The organism is uncultured Sneathiella sp. (assembly GCF_963973085.1).
Taxonomy (GTDB): Bacteria; Pseudomonadota; Alphaproteobacteria; order Sneathiellales; family Sneathiellaceae; genus Sneathiella.
Genome location: NZ_CAXAXA010000004.1, coordinates 276,900 through 294,747, shown reverse-complemented (window position 1 = coordinate 294,747; position 17,848 = coordinate 276,900). Strand labels below are relative to the sequence as shown.

19 protein-coding genes and 1 pseudogene are annotated in these 17,848 nt (G+C 52.6%); 15 read left to right on the top strand and 5 right to left on the bottom strand.

All coding sequences use genetic code 11. The annotated features are described in order from the left end of the window. Positions 1–4 precede the first annotated feature (4 nt). Entirely contained in the window at positions 5–763 is a 759-nt protein-coding gene (locus AACZ19_RS12120; protein WP_339634268.1) for a DUF4197 domain-containing protein, read from the top strand. Here AACZ19_RS12120 and AACZ19_RS12115 read toward each other — a convergent pair. The 5 genes from AACZ19_RS12115 to dapF are packed head-to-tail and all read right to left on the bottom strand — an operon-like array spanning position 760 to position 5,249. Then, positions 760–1,608, bottom strand: coding sequence for a DUF3445 domain-containing protein (locus tag AACZ19_RS12115; protein WP_339634266.1), 849 nt, complete (start codon positions 1,606–1,608; stop codon positions 760–762). The genes AACZ19_RS12120 and AACZ19_RS12115 overlap by 4 nt on opposite strands. Further along, positions 1,605–2,180: a septation protein A gene (locus AACZ19_RS12110; RefSeq protein ID WP_339634264.1), complete on the bottom strand. Its 576-nt coding sequence runs from the start codon at positions 2,178–2,180 to the stop codon at positions 1,605–1,607. The genes AACZ19_RS12115 and AACZ19_RS12110 overlap by 4 nt, the downstream gene beginning before the upstream one ends. 14 nt (positions 2,181–2,194) lie before the next feature. Further along, a complete protein-coding gene (gene ftsY / locus AACZ19_RS12105; protein WP_339634262.1) occupies positions 2,195–3,136 on the bottom strand; it encodes a signal recognition particle-docking protein FtsY in 942 nt (313 codons plus the stop codon). Positions 3,137–3,144: 8 nt separating this feature from the next. After that, entirely contained in the window at positions 3,145–4,410 is a 1,266-nt protein-coding gene (gene mtaB, locus AACZ19_RS12100) for a tRNA (N(6)-L-threonylcarbamoyladenosine(37)-C(2))-methylthiotransferase MtaB (protein ID WP_339634260.1), read from the bottom strand. Further along, the gene (dapF, locus tag AACZ19_RS12095; RefSeq protein ID WP_339634258.1) at positions 4,410–5,249 is read right to left on the bottom strand and encodes a diaminopimelate epimerase; all 840 of its coding nucleotides are present in this window, start codon (positions 5,247–5,249) and stop codon (positions 4,410–4,412) included. Before dapF ends, mtaB begins: the two co-directional genes overlap by 1 nt. A 249-nt stretch (positions 5,250–5,498) precedes the next feature. Here dapF and ffh point away from each other — a divergent pair, with 249 nt between their 5' ends. The 14 genes and pseudogenes from ffh to sdhD all read left to right on the top strand — a co-directional run bounded on the left by ffh (position 5,499) and on the right by sdhD (position 17,845). Continuing rightward, a complete protein-coding gene (ffh, locus tag AACZ19_RS12090; RefSeq protein ID WP_339634256.1) occupies positions 5,499–6,860 on the top strand; it encodes a signal recognition particle protein in 1,362 nt (453 codons plus the stop codon). 34 nt (positions 6,861–6,894) lie between these two features. Beyond that, positions 6,895–7,134, top strand: a pseudogene (gene rpsP, locus AACZ19_RS12085) (30S ribosomal protein S16); the annotation flags it as partial. A gap of 315 nt (positions 7,135–7,449) precedes the next feature. Next, a complete protein-coding gene (rimM, locus tag AACZ19_RS12080) occupies positions 7,450–8,004 on the top strand; it encodes a ribosome maturation factor RimM (protein WP_339634255.1) in 555 nt (184 codons plus the stop codon). Between the two features lie 13 nt (positions 8,005–8,017). Continuing rightward, complete coding sequence (gene trmD, locus AACZ19_RS12075) at positions 8,018–8,734, top strand: tRNA (guanosine(37)-N1)-methyltransferase TrmD (protein WP_339634253.1); 717 nt, start codon at positions 8,018–8,020, stop codon at positions 8,732–8,734. Positions 8,735–8,750: 16 nt separating this feature from the next. Continuing rightward, positions 8,751–9,137 (top strand): 50S ribosomal protein L19, encoded by a 387-nt coding sequence (gene rplS / locus AACZ19_RS12070; RefSeq protein WP_339634583.1) that lies wholly within the window; start codon positions 8,751–8,753, stop codon positions 9,135–9,137. Positions 9,138–9,220: 83 nt separating this feature from the next. Continuing rightward, positions 9,221–10,627 (top strand): 3-isopropylmalate dehydratase large subunit, encoded by a 1,407-nt coding sequence (gene leuC, locus AACZ19_RS12065; RefSeq protein WP_339634251.1) that lies wholly within the window; start codon positions 9,221–9,223, stop codon positions 10,625–10,627. 12 nt (positions 10,628–10,639) lie between these two features. Then, positions 10,640–11,245 (top strand): 3-isopropylmalate dehydratase small subunit, encoded by a 606-nt coding sequence (gene leuD / locus AACZ19_RS12060; protein WP_339634249.1) that lies wholly within the window; start codon positions 10,640–10,642, stop codon positions 11,243–11,245. A 31-nt stretch (positions 11,246–11,276) separates the two neighbouring features. Next, positions 11,277–12,389 carry a 3-isopropylmalate dehydrogenase gene (gene leuB / locus AACZ19_RS12055; RefSeq protein WP_339634247.1) on the top strand — a complete coding sequence of 371 codons (1,113 nt, stop codon included), beginning with the start codon at positions 11,277–11,279 and terminating at the stop codon, positions 12,387–12,389. A gap of 67 nt (positions 12,390–12,456) precedes the next feature. Continuing rightward, complete coding sequence (locus tag AACZ19_RS12050; protein WP_339634245.1) at positions 12,457–13,479, top strand: aspartate-semialdehyde dehydrogenase; 1,023 nt, start codon at positions 12,457–12,459, stop codon at positions 13,477–13,479. Positions 13,480–13,615: 136 nt separating this feature from the next. Beyond that, complete coding sequence (locus AACZ19_RS12045) at positions 13,616–14,920, top strand: right-handed parallel beta-helix repeat-containing protein (RefSeq protein WP_339634243.1); 1,305 nt, start codon at positions 13,616–13,618, stop codon at positions 14,918–14,920. 99 nt (positions 14,921–15,019) lie between these two features. Then, positions 15,020–15,895 (top strand): CoA ester lyase, encoded by an 876-nt coding sequence (locus AACZ19_RS12040; RefSeq protein WP_339634241.1) that lies wholly within the window; start codon positions 15,020–15,022, stop codon positions 15,893–15,895. A gap of 15 nt (positions 15,896–15,910) precedes the next feature. After that, on the top strand, positions 15,911–16,975 hold the full coding sequence (locus AACZ19_RS12035; protein WP_339634240.1) for a MaoC family dehydratase: 1,065 nt from the start codon (positions 15,911–15,913) through the stop codon (positions 16,973–16,975). Positions 16,976–17,072: 97 nt separating this feature from the next. Next, positions 17,073–17,462, top strand: coding sequence for a succinate dehydrogenase, cytochrome b556 subunit (gene sdhC / locus AACZ19_RS12030; protein WP_339634238.1), 390 nt, complete (start codon positions 17,073–17,075; stop codon positions 17,460–17,462). Between the two features lie 2 nt (positions 17,463–17,464). Beyond that, entirely contained in the window at positions 17,465–17,845 is a 381-nt protein-coding gene (gene sdhD / locus AACZ19_RS12025) for a succinate dehydrogenase, hydrophobic membrane anchor protein (RefSeq protein WP_339634236.1), read from the top strand. The last annotated feature ends 3 nt before the right edge of the window (positions 17,846–17,848 follow it).

Genomic DNA, 17,848 nt, shown 5'->3' with positions numbered 1-17,848 from the left:
CAGTATGAAAAAGACAGTGGCGGCTCTTGTCATGGGCGCTCTTATAGCGCTTGGCTTTAGCACAAACGTACAGGCTGGATTACTCGATAATATTCAAAAGAAAATTACGGATTCGGCATCTTCGGTCACCGGCGGCTCTGAGAGTGGGAGCACGAGCAATCTTTCGACGAGCCAGATTATTGAGGGTCTGAAGGAAGCTTTGCAGGTCGGGACGGAAACGGTCGTCGCCCAGATTGGAACTACTGGCGGGTATAATGATGACCCGGCCATTCATATACCGCTCCCTGAAAAGATGCAGCAGGCACAGTCGTTGATGAAAAAGTTCGGTCTTTCCGGCATGGCGGATGACCTTGAGGAACGCCTTAACCGCGGAGCGGAAGCAGCTGCGCCGAAAACCAAGGAAATCCTCATAAATGCGATATCCGAAATGACCGTTGAGGATGCGCAGTCCATTTATAGCGGGCCGGATGACGCGGCTACCCAATATTTCCGGAAGGTGTCAACGGGGGAGCTGACCGAAACTATCCGCCCGATTATCGAACAATCTCTGCAGGATGTCGGCGCAATTTCCCTCTATGACAGTCTGGTTTCGCAATACAAGACTTATCCGCTGGTTCCGGATATCAAAACCAACCTGACCGACTACACCACGGACATGACGCTGGAAGGATTGTTTCACTACCTCGCCGATGAAGAGGCCGCCATTCGCAATGATCCGGTCAAGCGGACAACGGAAATCCTGACCACCGTTTTCGGGAATTAGCTTGCGGCCTGCTCCAGATACTTCGCGATTAACTGTTCATACCGCGGAAGCGATTTGTAGCCGCGCATATCGGCGTTCATGGTTTGAAGCCCATGCAGGAGACGTTTCGCACGAGCTCTGTCTTCGCATACCTCGGCTAGGCTGTTGTTGAAAATCCGGATGGTAAAAAGAATATCCGGGTCATCATCTATCCTTTGAAGGGTTTGCCGCTCGACCCGGAAAAAAATCTTTTCACCGACATTATGACAGTTGATGGACGTATCAACGGCGCGTTTCCTTCGCCACCATCCGGGCTGGAACAGGGCATCGCTGTCATATAGGCCCCAATTGAACCGCTCCACCTGTTTGCCGGCCCTCAGTTTGCGGAAAAACCGGTCGATGGGCTTCCCGAGGCGCGGGTTAAGCCCCGGCACCGGCTGGTGAATGGTCTGCATGACCTTGCCGACTTTCTCGGCCAAGTTCCAACCCGTCGGAAAGCAGACGCAAGCCGCGGCAAGGATATATCCGTCATCCGTCTCTCTCATGAGGACGAGATCCTCCTGCACGGCCAGGGCCGCCTGAATGAGCGGGCTCGGCTCCTCTTTTATTGACGCGAGAGGTGTAATGTTGCGGTGGTTGGCAGCCACTTCATTTCTGACAAGATCAAGGATTTTATGCTGCGCGGACAAACTCCCGGATGTTTCGGCAAAGACCTGATTTCGATGATCTTGAATGAGCCTGCTCTTTTCGGCTACATCCCGCCCATGATTTTGATCCGTGTCGATCCAGGAGCGGCCTCGCAGGGCCTGAAGGCCCATACTCAGGCGAAAATCAGTACCATCTAGAGGGAAGTAGAGAAGGCTCATGCGTCCGGATTTGGCTTTTCCTGAATTCCGTGCCGGGTTATCAGCGGCACCTGCGCGACGAAAAAGAGGAATGTCGCCGCGGTGAACCCAAACACCTTCGCGTTCACCCATATCTCGGTTGAGAGATTCCGCCATATGGCTTCATTGGCAACGGCCATGAACAGGAAAAAAACCGCGAGGCGAATAGTAAGCTTTCTCCATCCCGTATCATCGAGTTTCCAGAAATTATCAAACAGGATTTTGATAAAGGACTTCCCGAGCATCAGCCCGGCGAACAGAACCGCGGCAAAAATCCCGTAAATGATCGTTGGCTTCATTTTTATGAAGGTTTCGTCATTCAGATATAGGGTAAGCCCGCCGAAAATGGTCACGACCACTGCCGTAACCAAAGGCATCATCGGCAACGTTCGTGTGTAGTAATAGGAAATGGCCAGCGCAAGAAGGGTTGTGATCATGATGGCGGCGGTTGCAATGAACAGATCACCAAAATAATAGGCCGCAAAGAAAATCAATATCGGGCCTAACTCTGTTGCCGGTTTTAGTCCCTTGGGCATTGGATTGCTGCTTGTCATCTACACGCGTCCTGTTAGTTGCCGCCGACACCGGAAAGGGCGCGGGCGAAATCCTTCGCGGCGAAGGCTTGGAGGTCATCTTCGCCCTCACCGATACCAATGGCATGAACCGGCAGGCCAAAGCGATCCGAGATTGCGACGAGCACACCGCCGCGGGCCGTTCCATCCAGCTTTGTCATGATCAGCCCTGTCACGTTACAGATTTTGCCAAATATCTCCACTTGGTTAATGGCGTTCTGTCCCGTTGTCGCATCCAGTACGAGAAGGCATGAATGCGGTGCATCCGGATCGAGCTTTTTGATCACGCGAAGGATCTTCTCAAGCTCCGCCATCAAGTCTGATTTATTCTGCAGTCGCCCGGCGGTATCGATCAGTAATAAATCCGCGCCGTCAATCTTTGCTTTCTCAAGGGCCGTATAGGCAAGGCCGGCTGCATCTCCGCCAACTTTGGTAGTCACGACTTCACAACCCGTGCGCTGGCCCCAAACCTGTAACTGTTCAACGGCGGCCGCGCGAAATGTATCCCCTGCGGCAAGCATTACGTTCTTACCCATAGCCTTGTATTGTTTAGCAAATTTACCGATAGTGGTTGTTTTTCCTGATCCATTTACCCCGACAACCAGAACCACATGGGGTTTGCGGCTTTCCTGAAGTTCAAAGTCTTTTGCGACCGGATCGAGAATGAGGGTGATCTCATCTGCCAGGGCGCTGCGGATCTCTTCCGGCGCGATTTCCTTGTCATAGCGGGATTTAGCTATGTTTGCTGAAATGCGGGCTGCAGTTGAGACACCAAGGTCGGCGCTGATCAAAAGCTCTTCCAGCTCTTCGACGACATCATCATCGAGCTTGCGCTTAGTGAAGATGTCAGAAATACCGCTCGATATTGCACCGGAAGAGCGTTTTAAGCCATCGCTTAGTCGACGGAACCAGCCCTTTTTCTCTTTAGTTTCACTCATTACGCTGTTTATTCCAAATGCCCGGCAAACAATTTTCTGCCATCTGTGCCCGTAATTCTAACGTCGACAATGTCGCCCCCGTTGGCCGGGAAATCAAGGTTGACCGGCGCGTAATGCAAGGTTCTTCCCGTTGTCTCATTTTCCACCAGAATGGACTGCTTGGTTCCGACCAGCGTTTCAAGAAACCGGGACAGATTAATCTCTCCTGCCTGGCGAAGGGTAGCGGCGCGCGTCTTTCGAATATCTCCCGGAACCTGCGGCATTTTTGCGGCGGGTGTCCCCGGACGCGCGGAATAGGGAAAAACATGTAGATAGACGATATTGCATTCCTCAATCAGCCTGACACTATTCTCTGCCATTTCGTCGCTCTCGGTGGGAAATCCGGCAATGATATCCGCGCCAAACACAACTTCTGGCCGGAGCTTGCGAGCCTTTTCAACAAAATCATATACATCTTTCCTCAGATGCCGCCGCTTCATCCGTTTCAATACCATATCATCCCCGGCTTGCAGGCTTATGTGTAGATGTGGCATTAGACGCGGCTCCGACTCGATCAGACGCCACAGGTCATCATCGACTTCCACGGGGTCGAGCGAGGACAAGCGCAGTCGTTCGATTTGCGGTACAGCATTAAGAAGGCGGCGGCACATCTGACCCAAAGTCGGACGGCCCGGCAAATCTTCGCCATAGGCAGTGATATCAACGCCGGTCAGGACGAATTCCTTGTATCCATTCTGGGTGAGCGCGCGCGCCTGCTCGACAATCGCGCCAAGCGGCACAGAGCGGCTGTTGCCACGGCCATAAGGGATAATACAGAAGGTGCAGCGATGATCGCAGCCATTCTGGATTTGCAGGAAGGCTCGGGCACGACCGTCAAATCCTTCGATCAGATGACCTGCCGTTTCTTCTGCAGACATAATGTCATTTACCTGTACCCGCTCGCTCTGCTCCAGTCCGAAGGAGTGCGGGTCCAGCTTTTCAAGATTACCAAGAATCTGGTCAACTTCGGGCATTTTTGCAAACTGATCAGGATTCGTCTGGGCCGCGCAGCCCGTTACGATGATTTTTGCTTCCGGATGGTCACGGCGGGCCTTTCGAACGGCCTGCCGTGCTTGACGTTCTGCTTCATTGGTAACGGCGCAACTATTGATGATGATGGCATTGTTCATGCCAGCTGCGGTGGCGTGTCCGCGCATGACTTCGGACTCATAGGTATTCAGGCGGCACCCGAAAGTTATAACCTCCGGTATGGCGAGCGGTTTAATCTCTCCCATCAGGCGGCTCCCTTGAATAAGTCGGTATCCAGAAAGCCGCGGAAAGAAGTTGCGATGGCGCCGCCCATAAAGATGTGACCGTTTTCGTCGATACGCATATCAAGCGGTCCGCCGTTAAGATGTAACCTGGCGGCTTTGTCGGCCAAACCACGGATATTGGCCGCGATCATGGTGGCGCAAGCCGCCGAACCACAGGCGAGCGTGATCCCGACGCCGCGTTCCCAGACCCGCAGTCGAAATTCACCCTCATTCATCTTACTGACGACGCTGATATTGGCTTTTTCCGGAAATAGCGGGTGGGTTTCCGCGACCGGACCCCATTTTTCAAGATTGATAGCCTCCGCCTCATCAACAAAGAAGACCGCATGGGGATTGCCCATATTGACAGCAACCGGATCGGCGAGGGGGCCAACTTCCAAGCGGACATGTGCCGTGTCCTCGGGCTGCGACAGCGGTATTTCCTGCCACTCCAATTTCGGCTTTCCCATATCAATGACAATGTCGCCGTGATCATTCCTTGTGCCGACGAGTAGTCCGGCGCGCGTTTCTATAATGACATCTTGCGTGCCGCTTTCCTGCATTAGCAGATGTGCGACACAGCGCGTTGCGTTTCCACAGGCTTCGGCTTCGCTGCCGTCGGCGTTATAGATGCGCATGAATATCGCGGCGGCTGAATTGCCGGGCTCCATCACGATCAGCTGGTCATAGCCAACACCACGATGCCGATCGGCAATAGCTCGCAAGGCGGTTCCCGAAAGTTCGGGCAGCCGCTCGCGTCCATCAATGATGACAAAATCATTGCCAAGGCCATGCATCTTTATGAAGGGTATCGGTTCCATAACCCGCGATATAGGCGTTTGTAGGCTTGCGGTCCAGCATATTTATCGGCGGTCAGCCAAGAGTTCTGCTTGACTTATGCGGGTGTCTGTGGCTAATTCCGGCCACTCAAGACAACTGAGTCGCAACATAGAAGTACCTTTTTGGTATCCGTCAGCCCGCGAGTTTCGCGCCCTGGCGCTTTTTTGCATTGTTTGAAACAGTTGCCGCGAGATGGAATTATTAAGTGGTTTGAACAGGTTAGTTACCGAATGTTCGAAAGTTTGACAGGCAGACTGGGCGATGTCCTGGGTCGATTGACCAAGCGGGGCGCCCTTACAGAGGCAGACGTCTCGGAGGTGATGCGCGAAGTGCGCGTTGCCCTTCTTGAGGCGGATGTCGCGCTGCCCGTTGTCAAAAGCTTTATCAAACGGGTCAAAACCAAGGCTGTTGGTACGGATGTCCTGAAATCCGTTAATCCGGCGCAGATGGTCATCAAGGTTGTGCATGACCAGTTGATCGAGATGCTGGGATCCGAGCAACAAGAGCTGAACCTCGTCGCCGTGCCACCTGTTGTCTATATGATGGTCGGCTTGCAAGGCTCCGGTAAAACCACGTCGACAGCGAAGATCGCCAAATGGCTGACGGAGAAAAAGGGCAAGAAGGTCATGATGGCCTCTCTTGACGTTCGCCGTCCTGCCGCTCAGGAGCAGCTTAAAATCCTGGGCGAGCAAACGGGTGTTGTCACCTTGCCGATTGTCGCCGGGCAGATGCCGGTGGATATTGCGAATCGCGCCGTTCAGTCCGCCCGGTTGCAGGGTATTGACGTCGTCCTTCTGGATACGGCAGGTCGCCTGCATGTGGATGAAGAGCTTATGGCGGAGATGGACGCCGTCCATCGCAATACCAATCCCACGGAAACCCTGCTGGTTGTCGATAGCCTGACCGGTCAGGATGCGGTTAATGTGGCCGAGCAGTTCAAGGCGCGTGTTGATGTGACTGGTATTGTCATGACCCGCATCGATGGCGACGGACGCGGTGGTGCGGCTCTCTCCATGCGCGAGGTAACCGGCTGCCCTATCAAGTTGTTGGGCACGGGTGAAAAACTTGACGCGCTGGAATCGTTCCATCCGGATCGGATCGCGAACCGCATCCTTGGTATGGGCGATATCGTTTCGCTGGTTGAGAGAGCAGCGGAGACTATTGAAAAAGACGAGGCCGATAAACTCGCCCTCAAGATGCAGAAGGGCACATTCGATCTTGATGATCTGGCCAGCCAGCTGCGACAGATGCGTAAAATGGGCGGCATGAACAGCTTGCTTGGAATGTTGCCGGGTGTCGGCAAGATGAAAAAGCAGCTGGATTCCGCGAACCTCGACGACAAGCTTCTGGTTCGTCAGGAAGCGATGATCCAGTCAATGACGCCAAAAGAACGGCGTAATCCGCAAATTATTGCCGCGTCCCGTAAGAAGAGGATTGCCGCAGGATCCGGCATGACCGTTCAGGATGTCAACCGTTTGCTGAAACAGCACAAGCAGATGGCGGGCATGATGAAAAAAGTAAAGAAACTCGGCAAAAAAGGTGTTGCGCGCGGCGGCATGCAAGGTCTTTTGCCGCCGGGAATGAAATTGTAACTGAAATTGAGTCTGTTAAAGGAAAGAACTTAATATGGCATTGAAAATTCGCCTCACCCGTCAGGGCGCTAAAAAGCGCCCTTTCTATCGTGTCGTTGTGGCAGAGGCCAGTAGCCCGCGTGATGGACGGTATATTGAACGTCTTGGCACCTATAACCCGATGTTGCCGAAGGATAGCGAAGATCGTGTATCCCTGAACGCCGAACGCATTCAGCATTGGATTGGCAATGGCGCACAGGCGACAGATCGCGTTGCCAGTCTGATGGCTAGTGCCGGACTTGCTGAAAAGCCAGTTCGCAGCAATCCGGAAAAAGCCAAGCCGAAAGCCAAGGCACAGGAGCGTTTGCGCGAACAGGCCGAAGCCAAGCAGGCGGCGGCAGATGCAGCTGCTGAAGCTGCGGCAGCGCCGGCTGAAGAAGCCCCAGCTGAAGAGGTCGTGGCCGAAGAAGCACCAGCTGAGGAAACTCCAACAGAGGAAGCTCCTGCTGAAGAGGCGGCGGTTGAAGAAGCGCCAGCAGAGGAAGCAGCCGCGGAAGAGCCTTCGGCTGATGAATCTGATAAAAAGGCAGAAGCTTAAGGGCATATTGCTATGCCGCAGGCAGGCATGTTGCTGCTGGGCGTGATCGTCGGAGCGAAAGGTATCAAAGGCGAGTTGAAGGTGAAAAGTTTCACTGAAAACCCCGAAGATATTGTTGCCTACGGTCCCTTGCAGGATCAATCGGGGAAGGCAACTTATAAGCTGAAAGTTGTCGGTCTTAGCAAAGGTTTGCCGGTGGTGCGAATAAAGGGTATATCAGACCGCAGTGCGGCTGAGGCCCTTAAAGGAACGGAACTTTATGTTACGCGGGACCGGTTGCCCGATACGAAAGAAGAGGAAGAATATTATCATGCCGATCTGATCGGTCTGCCGGTATTCTTTCGGGATGGGACGAAGTTCGGTACAATCCTGCGGCTGCATGATTTTGGTGCGGGCGACATGCTGGAGATTGTGCCGGAAAACAAAGGCGATAATTCGGCGGTATTGATTCCCTTTACCGTCGAGATGGTGCCCGAGGTGGATATTGCGGGAGGCCGGATCGTCGTTGAATTGAGTGAGGATTTTTTTGAAAATCCGGAGTCTCCGCCAGAGACGGCAAAGTCTTAGCGCGGAAGAACGGATGGCAGGAAAGCGGATGGTCTGGACCGCCCATATCTTGAGCCTATTCCCGGAAATGTTTCCGGGGCCGCTTGGGTTAAGCCTTGCTGGTAAAGGGCTGGAAGAGGGGGCGTGGGACCTGAAGGTCAGTGATATACGCGATTTTGCTAAAGGCAATCATCGCACAGTTGATGACAGTCCTTTTGGCGGCGGGGCCGGAATGGTGATGCGACCGGATGTCCTCGGACCGGCAATTGACACGGCGCTGGCGTCGGCGCAAAAGGCGGCGCGGGTGATTTATTTCAGCCCCCGTGGCCGGGCCATGGATCAGGCCTTTGTGCGGGAGTTGGCAGAGGGACCGGGAGCGATCATGATCTGTGGTCGCTTTGAAGGAGTGGATGAACGGGTTCTGGAAACCCGAAATGTGGAGGAAGTCAGCCTTGGTGACTTCATTCTGTCGGGTGGCGAGATAGCGGCACTGGCATTGTTGGATGCGGTGGTTCGCCTGCTCCCCGGCGTTACGGGCAACAGGGAATCGCTGGAGGAAGAGAGTTTTGCGGACGGGTTACTGGAATATCCCCATTATACCCGCCCACCGGTCTGGGAAGGCCGTTCGGTCCCGGAAGTTTTACTATCGGGCCATCATGAGAAAATACGGGAATGGCGGCAACGCCAGTCCGAGGAATTGACAAAGGAACGAAGGCGGGACCTGTGGGATCGTCGGAAGCGTAATTTTTGATAAAAGGGTGAAGACCATGAATACGGTTGAAAAACTAGAACAAGAGCAGATCGAGAAACTGGTGGCGGAGCGTCCGGTTCCCCAGTTCCGCCCCGGGGATACTCTTCGGGTCCATGTAAAGGTTGTCGAGGGTACGCGTGAACGTATTCAGGCCTTTGAAGGCGTGTGCATTGCGCGAAACGGCGGCGGTATCAATGCCAACTTCACAGTACGGAAGATTTCCTACGGTGAAGGTGTTGAGCGTATTTTTCCGCTTTATTCGCCACGCATCGATCATATCGAAGTTGTCCGTCAGGGTGTCGTCCGTCGGGCGAAGCTTTATTACTTGCGCGAACTGCGTGGTAAGAAGGCACGTATCCGCGAGCGTCGGGAAGACCGTTACAGCGGGAAAACTGCTAGCTAGGAATAGCGGGCACGGGACCTACGGAAGGCCAGGTTTCTGGTAAGTTTGGAACAAGATTAATTGACGGGATGCGAGGAAGAACAATGGGAACCCCTAGAACCTTGTATGATAAAATCTGGGACAGCCATGTTGTGGATCAACTGGAAGACGAAGCCTATATTCTTTACATTGATCGCCATCTTGTTCACGAAGTTACCAGTCCGCAGGCCTTTGAAGGTTTGCGGGTCGCGGGCCGTAAAGTAAGGCGTCCTGATGCGACTTTTGCGGTTGCCGATCATAATGTTCCAACCAAGGACATTGAGAAAGGCATTACTGATCCTGAAAGCAAGCTTCAGGTCGATACGTTGGAAGCCAACACTGCGGAATTTGGTGTACCTTATTTCTCAATGACCGACGATCGGCGCGGCATCGTTCATATCATTGGTCCAGAGCAGGGGCTGACCTTGCCGGGCATGACAATCGTTTGCGGTGATTCTCACACCTCGACCCATGGTGCATTTGGTGCGCTTGCCCATGGGATAGGAACATCGGAAGTCGAGCATGTGCTGGCAACCCAGACACTGGTTCAGGAAAAAGCCAAGAACATGCGGGTGACGGTTCATGGTGATCTTCCTCCGGGCGTTACGGCGAAAGATGTCGCGCTTGCTATTATCGGTAAAATTGGAACTGCGGGCGGAACCGGCCATGTGATTGAATATGCTGGCGATGCAATTCGTGCCCTTTCCATGGAAGGGCGGATGACCCTTTGTAATATGACGATTGAGGCAGGCGCCCGCGCTGGCCTGATTGCGCCCGATGATGTCACATTTGAATATGTTAGAGGTCGTCCATATGCGCCGAAAGCCGGCACATTCGAGCAGGCCGTTGCTTATTGGAAAACGCTGAATTCCGATGAGGGCGCCAAGTTTGACAAGGAAGTCGAGTTAGATGCGTCTGAGCTGATCCCCTACGTTACTTGGGGAACGAGCCCGGAAGATGCCTTGCCGATTACGGGATATGTTCCAGCACCAAGCGATTTTGCCGATGAAGGCAAGCGTGGCGCGGCAGAGCGGGCCCTTAAATATATGGGGCTGACGGCCGGCATGAAGCTTTCCGATATTGAAGTTGACCACGTCTTTATAGGGTCCTGCACGAACGGACGGATCGAAGATTTGCGGGCTGTTGCAAAGGTTGTTGAAGGCAAGAAAGTCAAGGACAGTGTGAACGCGATTATCGTTCCAGGGTCCGGCCTCGTTAAAATTCAGGCAGAGGCAGAAGGTCTCGACAAGATATTTACCGACGCCGGATTCGAGTGGCGCCAGCCGGGTTGTTCCATGTGCCTGGCTATGAATGCGGATAAGCTTGACGCGGGAGACCGTTGTGCCTCGACCTCCAACCGTAATTTTGAGGGTCGCCAGGGCCGTGGTGGGCGTACGCATCTTGTCAGCCCGGCAATGGCGGCGGCGGCGGCGGTAACTGGGCACCTGACAGACGTTCGGGATTTGGGATAGAGGAACAAGAAAATGGAAAAGTTCAATAAACTCACGGCGGTTGCCGCGCCGATGCCCTTGGTCAATATCGATACAGATATGATCATTCCCAAACAATATCTCAAAACCATTCAGCGCGCGGGGTTGGGTAAAAACCTGTTTGCAGAAATGCGATATGGGGATGATGGCGAGGAAGTCGAAGATTTTGTGCTGAACCAGCCGGCCTACCGGAACGCGGAAATTCTCATTGCAGGGGATAACTTCGGTTGCGGTTCCAGTCGGGAGCATGCGCCATGGGCGTTGCTCGATTTCGGGATTCGCTGTGTGATTTCCACAAGCTTTGCGGATATCTTCCATAACAACTGTTTTCGGAACGGAATTCTGCCGATTGAGGTTTCCCATGAAGATCTTGAAAAGCTCATGGAAGATGCGGATCGCGGATCAAATGCGACAATCTCTATAGATCTGGAAGCACAGGAAATCCGGGGGCCCGACGGCGGCGTTATTCATTTCGACATCGATCATTTCAACAAGCATTGCCTGTTGACGGGTCTTGATGAAATCGGTTTGACCTTGAAGAAGGAAGACAAGGTCGCCGAATATGAAGAAACCCGCAAACTCAGCCAGCCCTGGCTATAAATCTCCTTCTATTCTTTGAGAGTGTTTTACGATGGCATCTAATAAATCCTTGTTGATCCTGCCGGGTGACGGCATTGGCCCGGAAGCGATGGGCGAAGTACGCCGTATTGTCAGCTGGATGGAAGATAACCGCGCCGTTTCCTTCGAAATTGAAGAAGACCTTGTCGGCGGTTCCTCCATCGATGCGCATGGCATACCGATCACCGACGAAGTGGTCGACAAGGCACAGAATGTGGACGCCGTGCTTCTGGGCGCGGTTGGAGGGCCGAAATGGGATAATCTTGATTTCTCCATCAAACCGGAACGCGGCCTGTTACGCCTTCGTAAAGACCTTGAGCTGTTTGCCAATTTGCGACCGGCGGTCTGTTTCGATGCGCTGGTGGATGCATCCAGTTTGAAACCGGAACTGGTGAGTGGTCTGGATATCATGATTGTCCGGGAACTGACGGGCGGCGTCTATTTTGGAGAGCCGCGCGGGATCGAAGATCTGGGAAATGGCGTGCGCCGGGGGATCAACACACAGGTCTACACGACGCCGGAAATTCATCGTGTTGCACGCGTTGCATTCGAACTGGCGAAAAAGCGTGATAATCGCGTTTGTTCCAGCGAAAAAGCCAATGTCATGGAATCTGGAGTGCTTTGGCGCGAGGAAGTGACGAAAATCCATGATGCTGAATTTCCGGAAGTGGAACTTAGCCATATGTACGCCGATGCGGCCGCTATGGAACTGGTGCGTAAGCCGAAACAATTTGACGTGATCGTCACCGATAACCTCTTTGGAGACATCCTCTCCGATTGTGCAGCCATGTTGACCGGGTCTCTGGGGATGTTGCCCTCGGCCTCGTTGGGTGATGTTGATGCAGCCGGACGCCGTAAAGCTCTTTACGAGCCGGTTCATGGATCAGCACCGGATATTGCAGGGCAAGGGATCGCTAACCCGATAGCGACTATTCTTTCTTACGCCATGGCGTTGCGATATAGCTTCGATATGGGCGACGAAGCGGACCTTGTTGAGACAGCTGTGCAAAAAGTCCTTGCAAGTGGCATCCGCACTGGCGATATCATGTCCAAGGGCATGACGCAGGTATCGACGACAGCAATGGGCGATGCCATCATCCGGGAGTTGGACACGGCAAACGGATAAGCTTGCGGAAAGACCGATTTATTTAACGCCCGGAGCGCCTGTTCCGGGGCAACAAAGAGATAGGAAAATGGGATATAGAGTAGCCGTAGTCGGCGCCACCGGGAATGTGGGCCGTGAAATGCTGAATATACTGCACGAAAGGCAGTTCCCCGTAACAGAGGTTATCGCGCTAGCGTCAAAACGGTCAGTGGGGCGCGAAGTTTCTTTTGGCGACAAAACGCTGAAAGTTAAGGCGCTGGATGATTTCAACTTCACCGGAATAGATTTCGCATTGTTTTCTGCGGGCGGCACTGTTTCTGCGAAATTTGGCCCACGGGCTGCGGCGCAAGGGTGTATCGTCATTGACAACTCCTCGCATTTCCGCATGGATCCGGATGTCCCGCTTGTTGTACCGGAAGTTAATCCGGAAGCCGCCGCCGGCTATACGCGTAAAAATATCATTGCCAATCCGAACTGTTCGACTGCGCAGCTCGTTGTCGCGCTGAAACCTCTTCATGACGCGGCCGTTATCAAGCGCGTCGTCGTCTCGACTTACCAGTCGACGTCAGGTGCGGGAAATGAAGGGATGGATGAGCTTTTTACACAGACCAAGGGTATCTATGTAAACGATACGCCAACACCGTCAAAGTTCACCAAGCAGATTGCGTTTAACGTTATCCCGCATATCGATGTGTTCATGGACGACCGTTATACCAAGGAAGAGTGGAAGATGACGGTCGAAACAAAGAAGATCATTGATTCGAAAATCAAGCTGACAGCGACCTGCGTTCGCGTTCCGACTTTCGTTGGCCATGCGGAGAGCGTCAATATTGAGTTTGAAAACGAACTCACAGCAGATCAGGCCCGGGATATCCTGCGGGAATCTCCCGGTATCATGGTTGTCGATAACCCGGAAGAAAACGGGTATGTGACGCCGGTTGAGTGCGTTGGCGATTATGCGACGTTTATTTCACGTATCCGCGATGATCCAACCATCGAGAATGGTATTAATCTTTGGTGCGTGTCAGATAACCTTCGTAAAGGCGCGGCGCTTAACACGGTACAGATCGCGGAGCTGATTGGCAGGGAATACCTGAAAAAAGCGGCCTGATACGCGAGAGAATACTTTAAAATATGGGGCAGTCGTGACCATGCGTGGCGACTGCCCTAAACTTATCTCCCGCGTCTGCTATCTTTCTTGTATCCTGACGCTGTGCCGTTTTGTGAACTGATAGCCGGAGGCGGAAATGACAAGAGCTTTTTTTAATTTAGTCGCGCTGATATCGCTTCTTATGCTTTTGCCTGCATTTTCGTCTCTCTCAATGGCGCGGGATCATTATGTGGATCCGGGCGCAGCCACGAACTTTTCCGGTGATGGGAACGCGGACACTCCCTGGCGAGACCTGCAACAGATTATCGATGATGATATTGTCAAGGCCGGAGATCGCGTCATCCTAGCGACCGGCAATTACGGCCGACTGCTTGTTGAAAATAAAAAGATGTTCGAGAGAACAACGATTCTGGCAGGTCAGGATCAGAAACCTGTGTTCGAGATAGTCGACATTCTGGGCAGCTCAAACTGGCATTTGCAGGGACTTACGGTGACGTCAAGCGGACAAAGGAAACAGGAATATCGTTATCACGTCCGGGTTGATGAAAATTCACAGCATATTACCGTTAATGACTTCTCCATCTATACCGTCGCGGATATTTCTGACTGGTCGGATGTGGATTGGAACGAACAGGCAATCGATGGCATTTTCTCTGCCGGGGATTATACAGAATTCCAAAATAACCGGATCAAAAACGTCAATTTTGGAATAACGATATACGGAGACAACAGCGCGGTTGTGAATAATCATATAGAAAATTTTTCCGGGGACGGGTTGCGCGGACTTGGCGATCACGCCTTGTTTGAGGGGAATGTCGTCAAAAACTGCTATCAGGTGAACCGGAATCATGCGGATGGATTTCAGTCATGGTCTATGAGTGCCGACGGCGTGATTGCGGCGGGGGTCGTCAAGGACGTCATATTGCGCCGCAATCTAATTCTCAATTTCGAGGATTTTGACCAACCATACCGGTGTGAACTCCAAGGAATAGGGATGTTCGGTGGTGTTTATGAGGACTGGATCATCGAGAATAATATTGTCATCGTGGATAACTTCCATGGGATTACCGTTTTAGGCGCGCGCAATGTTCGTATCCAGCATAACACGGTTCTGGATGTTGACTATTTTGAGCCTGGACCCGCCGCCATTACGATCCGGCGGCAGAACGGCGGTCCGCCTGTAGAAAACAGTCTAATCGCCAATAATATCGCCAATGATATTTTCGGCGATTCTGAAGGTGTGGTTGTTGTCGGTAATTTTATGGATGCCGATTTTGATGATGTCTTTGTTGATATTGATGACGGAGACTACAGGTTGCCGGACGGCAGCGAGGCAATCGACATTTGCGCCGCAGATCAAAAAGTGGATATCGATTTTTTTGGCAATCCGCGGCCTATCGGTAAATGCGCGGATGCCGGGGCGGTTGAGTATAGAGACTGATCTGCTTATTGCATCGCAGCAGAAACCTATTATGATATGCTCGAAATTCTCACCTAGTATCAGGAAAAAAGTAAGGGCATCAAAGCCCAGGGATCAATAATGACAAAATCAATACGCCCCCGTCGGTCAGTCCTCTACATGCCCGGCTCCAACGCCCGCGCACAGGAAAAAGCGAAATCTCTTGCGGCAGATGGCCTGATACTTGACCTTGAAGATGCCGTTGCGCCGGACAAGAAAGCGGAAGCCCGTGACATTGTTTGCGCCAATGCCGCCTCAGGAGGATATGGAAAACGCGAAATCATCATTCGGGTCAATGGACTTGATACGCCCTGGGGAGAGGATGACATTGTCGCCGCCGCCAAGGCAGGGCCGGATGCTATTCTGCTGCCCAAAGTTGAAAGCGCGGATCAGGTTAAGAAACTTGAAGAGATCATGACAGCGGCCGGTGCGCCTGAAACAACGACAATCTGGTGTATGATGGAAACGCCGCTCGGTATTTTGAAGGCAGAAGAAATTGCCTCTTCCAGTCCCAGGGTCGATTGTTTCGTCATGGGAACATCGGATCTGGTAAAAGATTTACAGGCGCAGCATACGCCGCTTCGCTTGCCGGTTATAACGTCGCTTGGTCTGTGCTTGCTGGCGGGGCGTGCATATGGGCTGACGGTTCTGGATGGAGTTTACCTGGACCTTGACGATGAGAACGGATTTCACGATTCATGTGTTCAGGGGCTGGAGCTGGGGTTTGACGGTAAGACCCTGATCCACCCGAAACAGCTGGCCTCGACCAATGACGTGTTTGCGCCATCCGAAGCAGAGGTGGCGCACTCCCGGAAGGTCATCGAAGCCTTCGAGGCGGCTGAGAAAGAAGGGAAGGGCGTTGTTCTTGTGGACGGCAAGCTCGTTGAAAATCTTCATGTGGAAATTGCCAAGGCAAAAGTTGCTCTGGCGGATGCAATTGCGGCGGCGGCCGAGTAAGGGAAAGGGATGACAATGAGCAAAACAAATCCCGGCAATTATTTCGAGGATTTCAGGGTCGGCCAGGTTCTCAATCATGCGACACCCCGCACGATCACCGAGGGGGACGTCTCGCTCTATACGGCGCTTTATGGCGGACGTTTTGCCCTGCAGTCAGCGGACAGTTTTGCGATGGAATGTGGTCTTGATGCCGCTCCTATCGATGATCTTCTCGTTTTTCACATCGTTTTCGGTAAAACCGTGCCCGATGTGTCCCTGAATGCAGTCGCCAATCTTGGCTACGCGGATGTGCAGTTCAAGGCGCCAGTCTTCCCGGGCGATACAGTTCAGGCAAGTTCTGAGGTTATCGGACTGAAGGAAAATTCCAACGGTAAGACGGGGGTAGTCTATGTGCGCTCTACGGGCACCAACCAGATGGGGGCGACTGTTCTTGATTATGTCCGCTGGGTAATGGTTCGCAAGAAAGATGAATCCGCCGCTGCACCGGAAGCAGTTGTTCCGGATTTGCCGGAGCGCGTTGATCCAGCGCTCCTTTCGATACCCGGCGGTCTGGATTTTTCGGGCTATGATGCGACGCTGGCCGGTTCTCCTCATTTTTTTGAAGACTATGAAGTCGGGGAAAAAATCGATCATGTGGATGGCATGACAATAGAAGAAGCCGAACATATGATGGCGACGCGGCTGTATCAGAATACAGCCAAGGTTCATTTCAATCAGCACCAGATGCAGAATGATCGCTTTGGCCGCAGATTGATATATGGGGGGCATATAATAAGCATGGCACGAGCGCTATCTTTCAACGGCCTTGGCAATGCCCAGCTTGTTGCCGCCATAAACGGGGGCTCCCATACTGCGCCAACTTTTGCCGGACATACGATTTATGCCTGGAGTGAAGTCCTGGAGAAAGCCGAACTGTCGGATTGTCAGACCGCAGGCGCGCTTCGTATCCGTACGTTGGCGGCGAAGGATACGCCCTGTGAAGGCTTCCCGGATAAAACGGCAGATGGCAAGCGCGATCCCGCTGTCGTTCTCGATCTCGATTACTGGGTTGTCTTGCCAAAAAAGACGATCTCGTTATAAATAGATTAAAGGTTATGTTGACTTGGATAGGTGGAGGATTAAACTCCCCCCAAATGAATAACAGGTATCAAAACTAATAAGCGAGAAAGATTTTCTCATGGCGAATATTGAACGACCGTTGTCGCCGCATCTGCAGATTTATAAACCTCAGATCACGATGATTACCTCAATTACGCACCGTGCAACGGGCATCGCGCTGGGTGTGGGCACTTTGTTGCTGACCTGGTGGCTGATTGCTGTTGCTAGCGGACCAGAGGCCTATGCGACGGTCAGTGCATTTATCTCTTCCTGGTTTGGGCAACTGGTTCTGTTCGGTTTTACCTGGTCGCTGTTTTATCATCTTTGCAATGGTATTCGTCATCTGTTCTGGGATATGGGCAAGGGGTTTGAATTGCCGACCATGAGGAAAACCGGTATGGCAGCGATAATTGCTTCTGTCGTGCTGACGCTTCTCACATGGATAATCGCCTACGGAATGGGGGCCTGAGCATGGCAATGAAAGCACCGCTTAAAAAAGTTCGGGGTCTTGGTTCTGCCAAGGATGGAACAACCCATTGGTGGCATCAGAAGGTCACGGCGATTGCCATGATCCCGCTGTTTATCATTGCGCTTGCTTATGTGATGAGCCTTGTCGGCGCGGATTACACCCATGTGCGCTACGTTCTTGGTACTCCTTTTGCCGCGCTGGTCATGCTATTGCTGATCGTCGCCATGTTTTATCACATGAAGCTTGGTCTCCAGGTGGTTATTGAAGATTACATTCATACTGAAAGCACGAAATTCGTTCTCTTGCTGCTTAACAGTTTCTTATGTGCGGCCGTTGGATTGGCTGCTGCTCTGGCCGTTTTGAAGCTGGCGCTTGGGAGTTAAAGT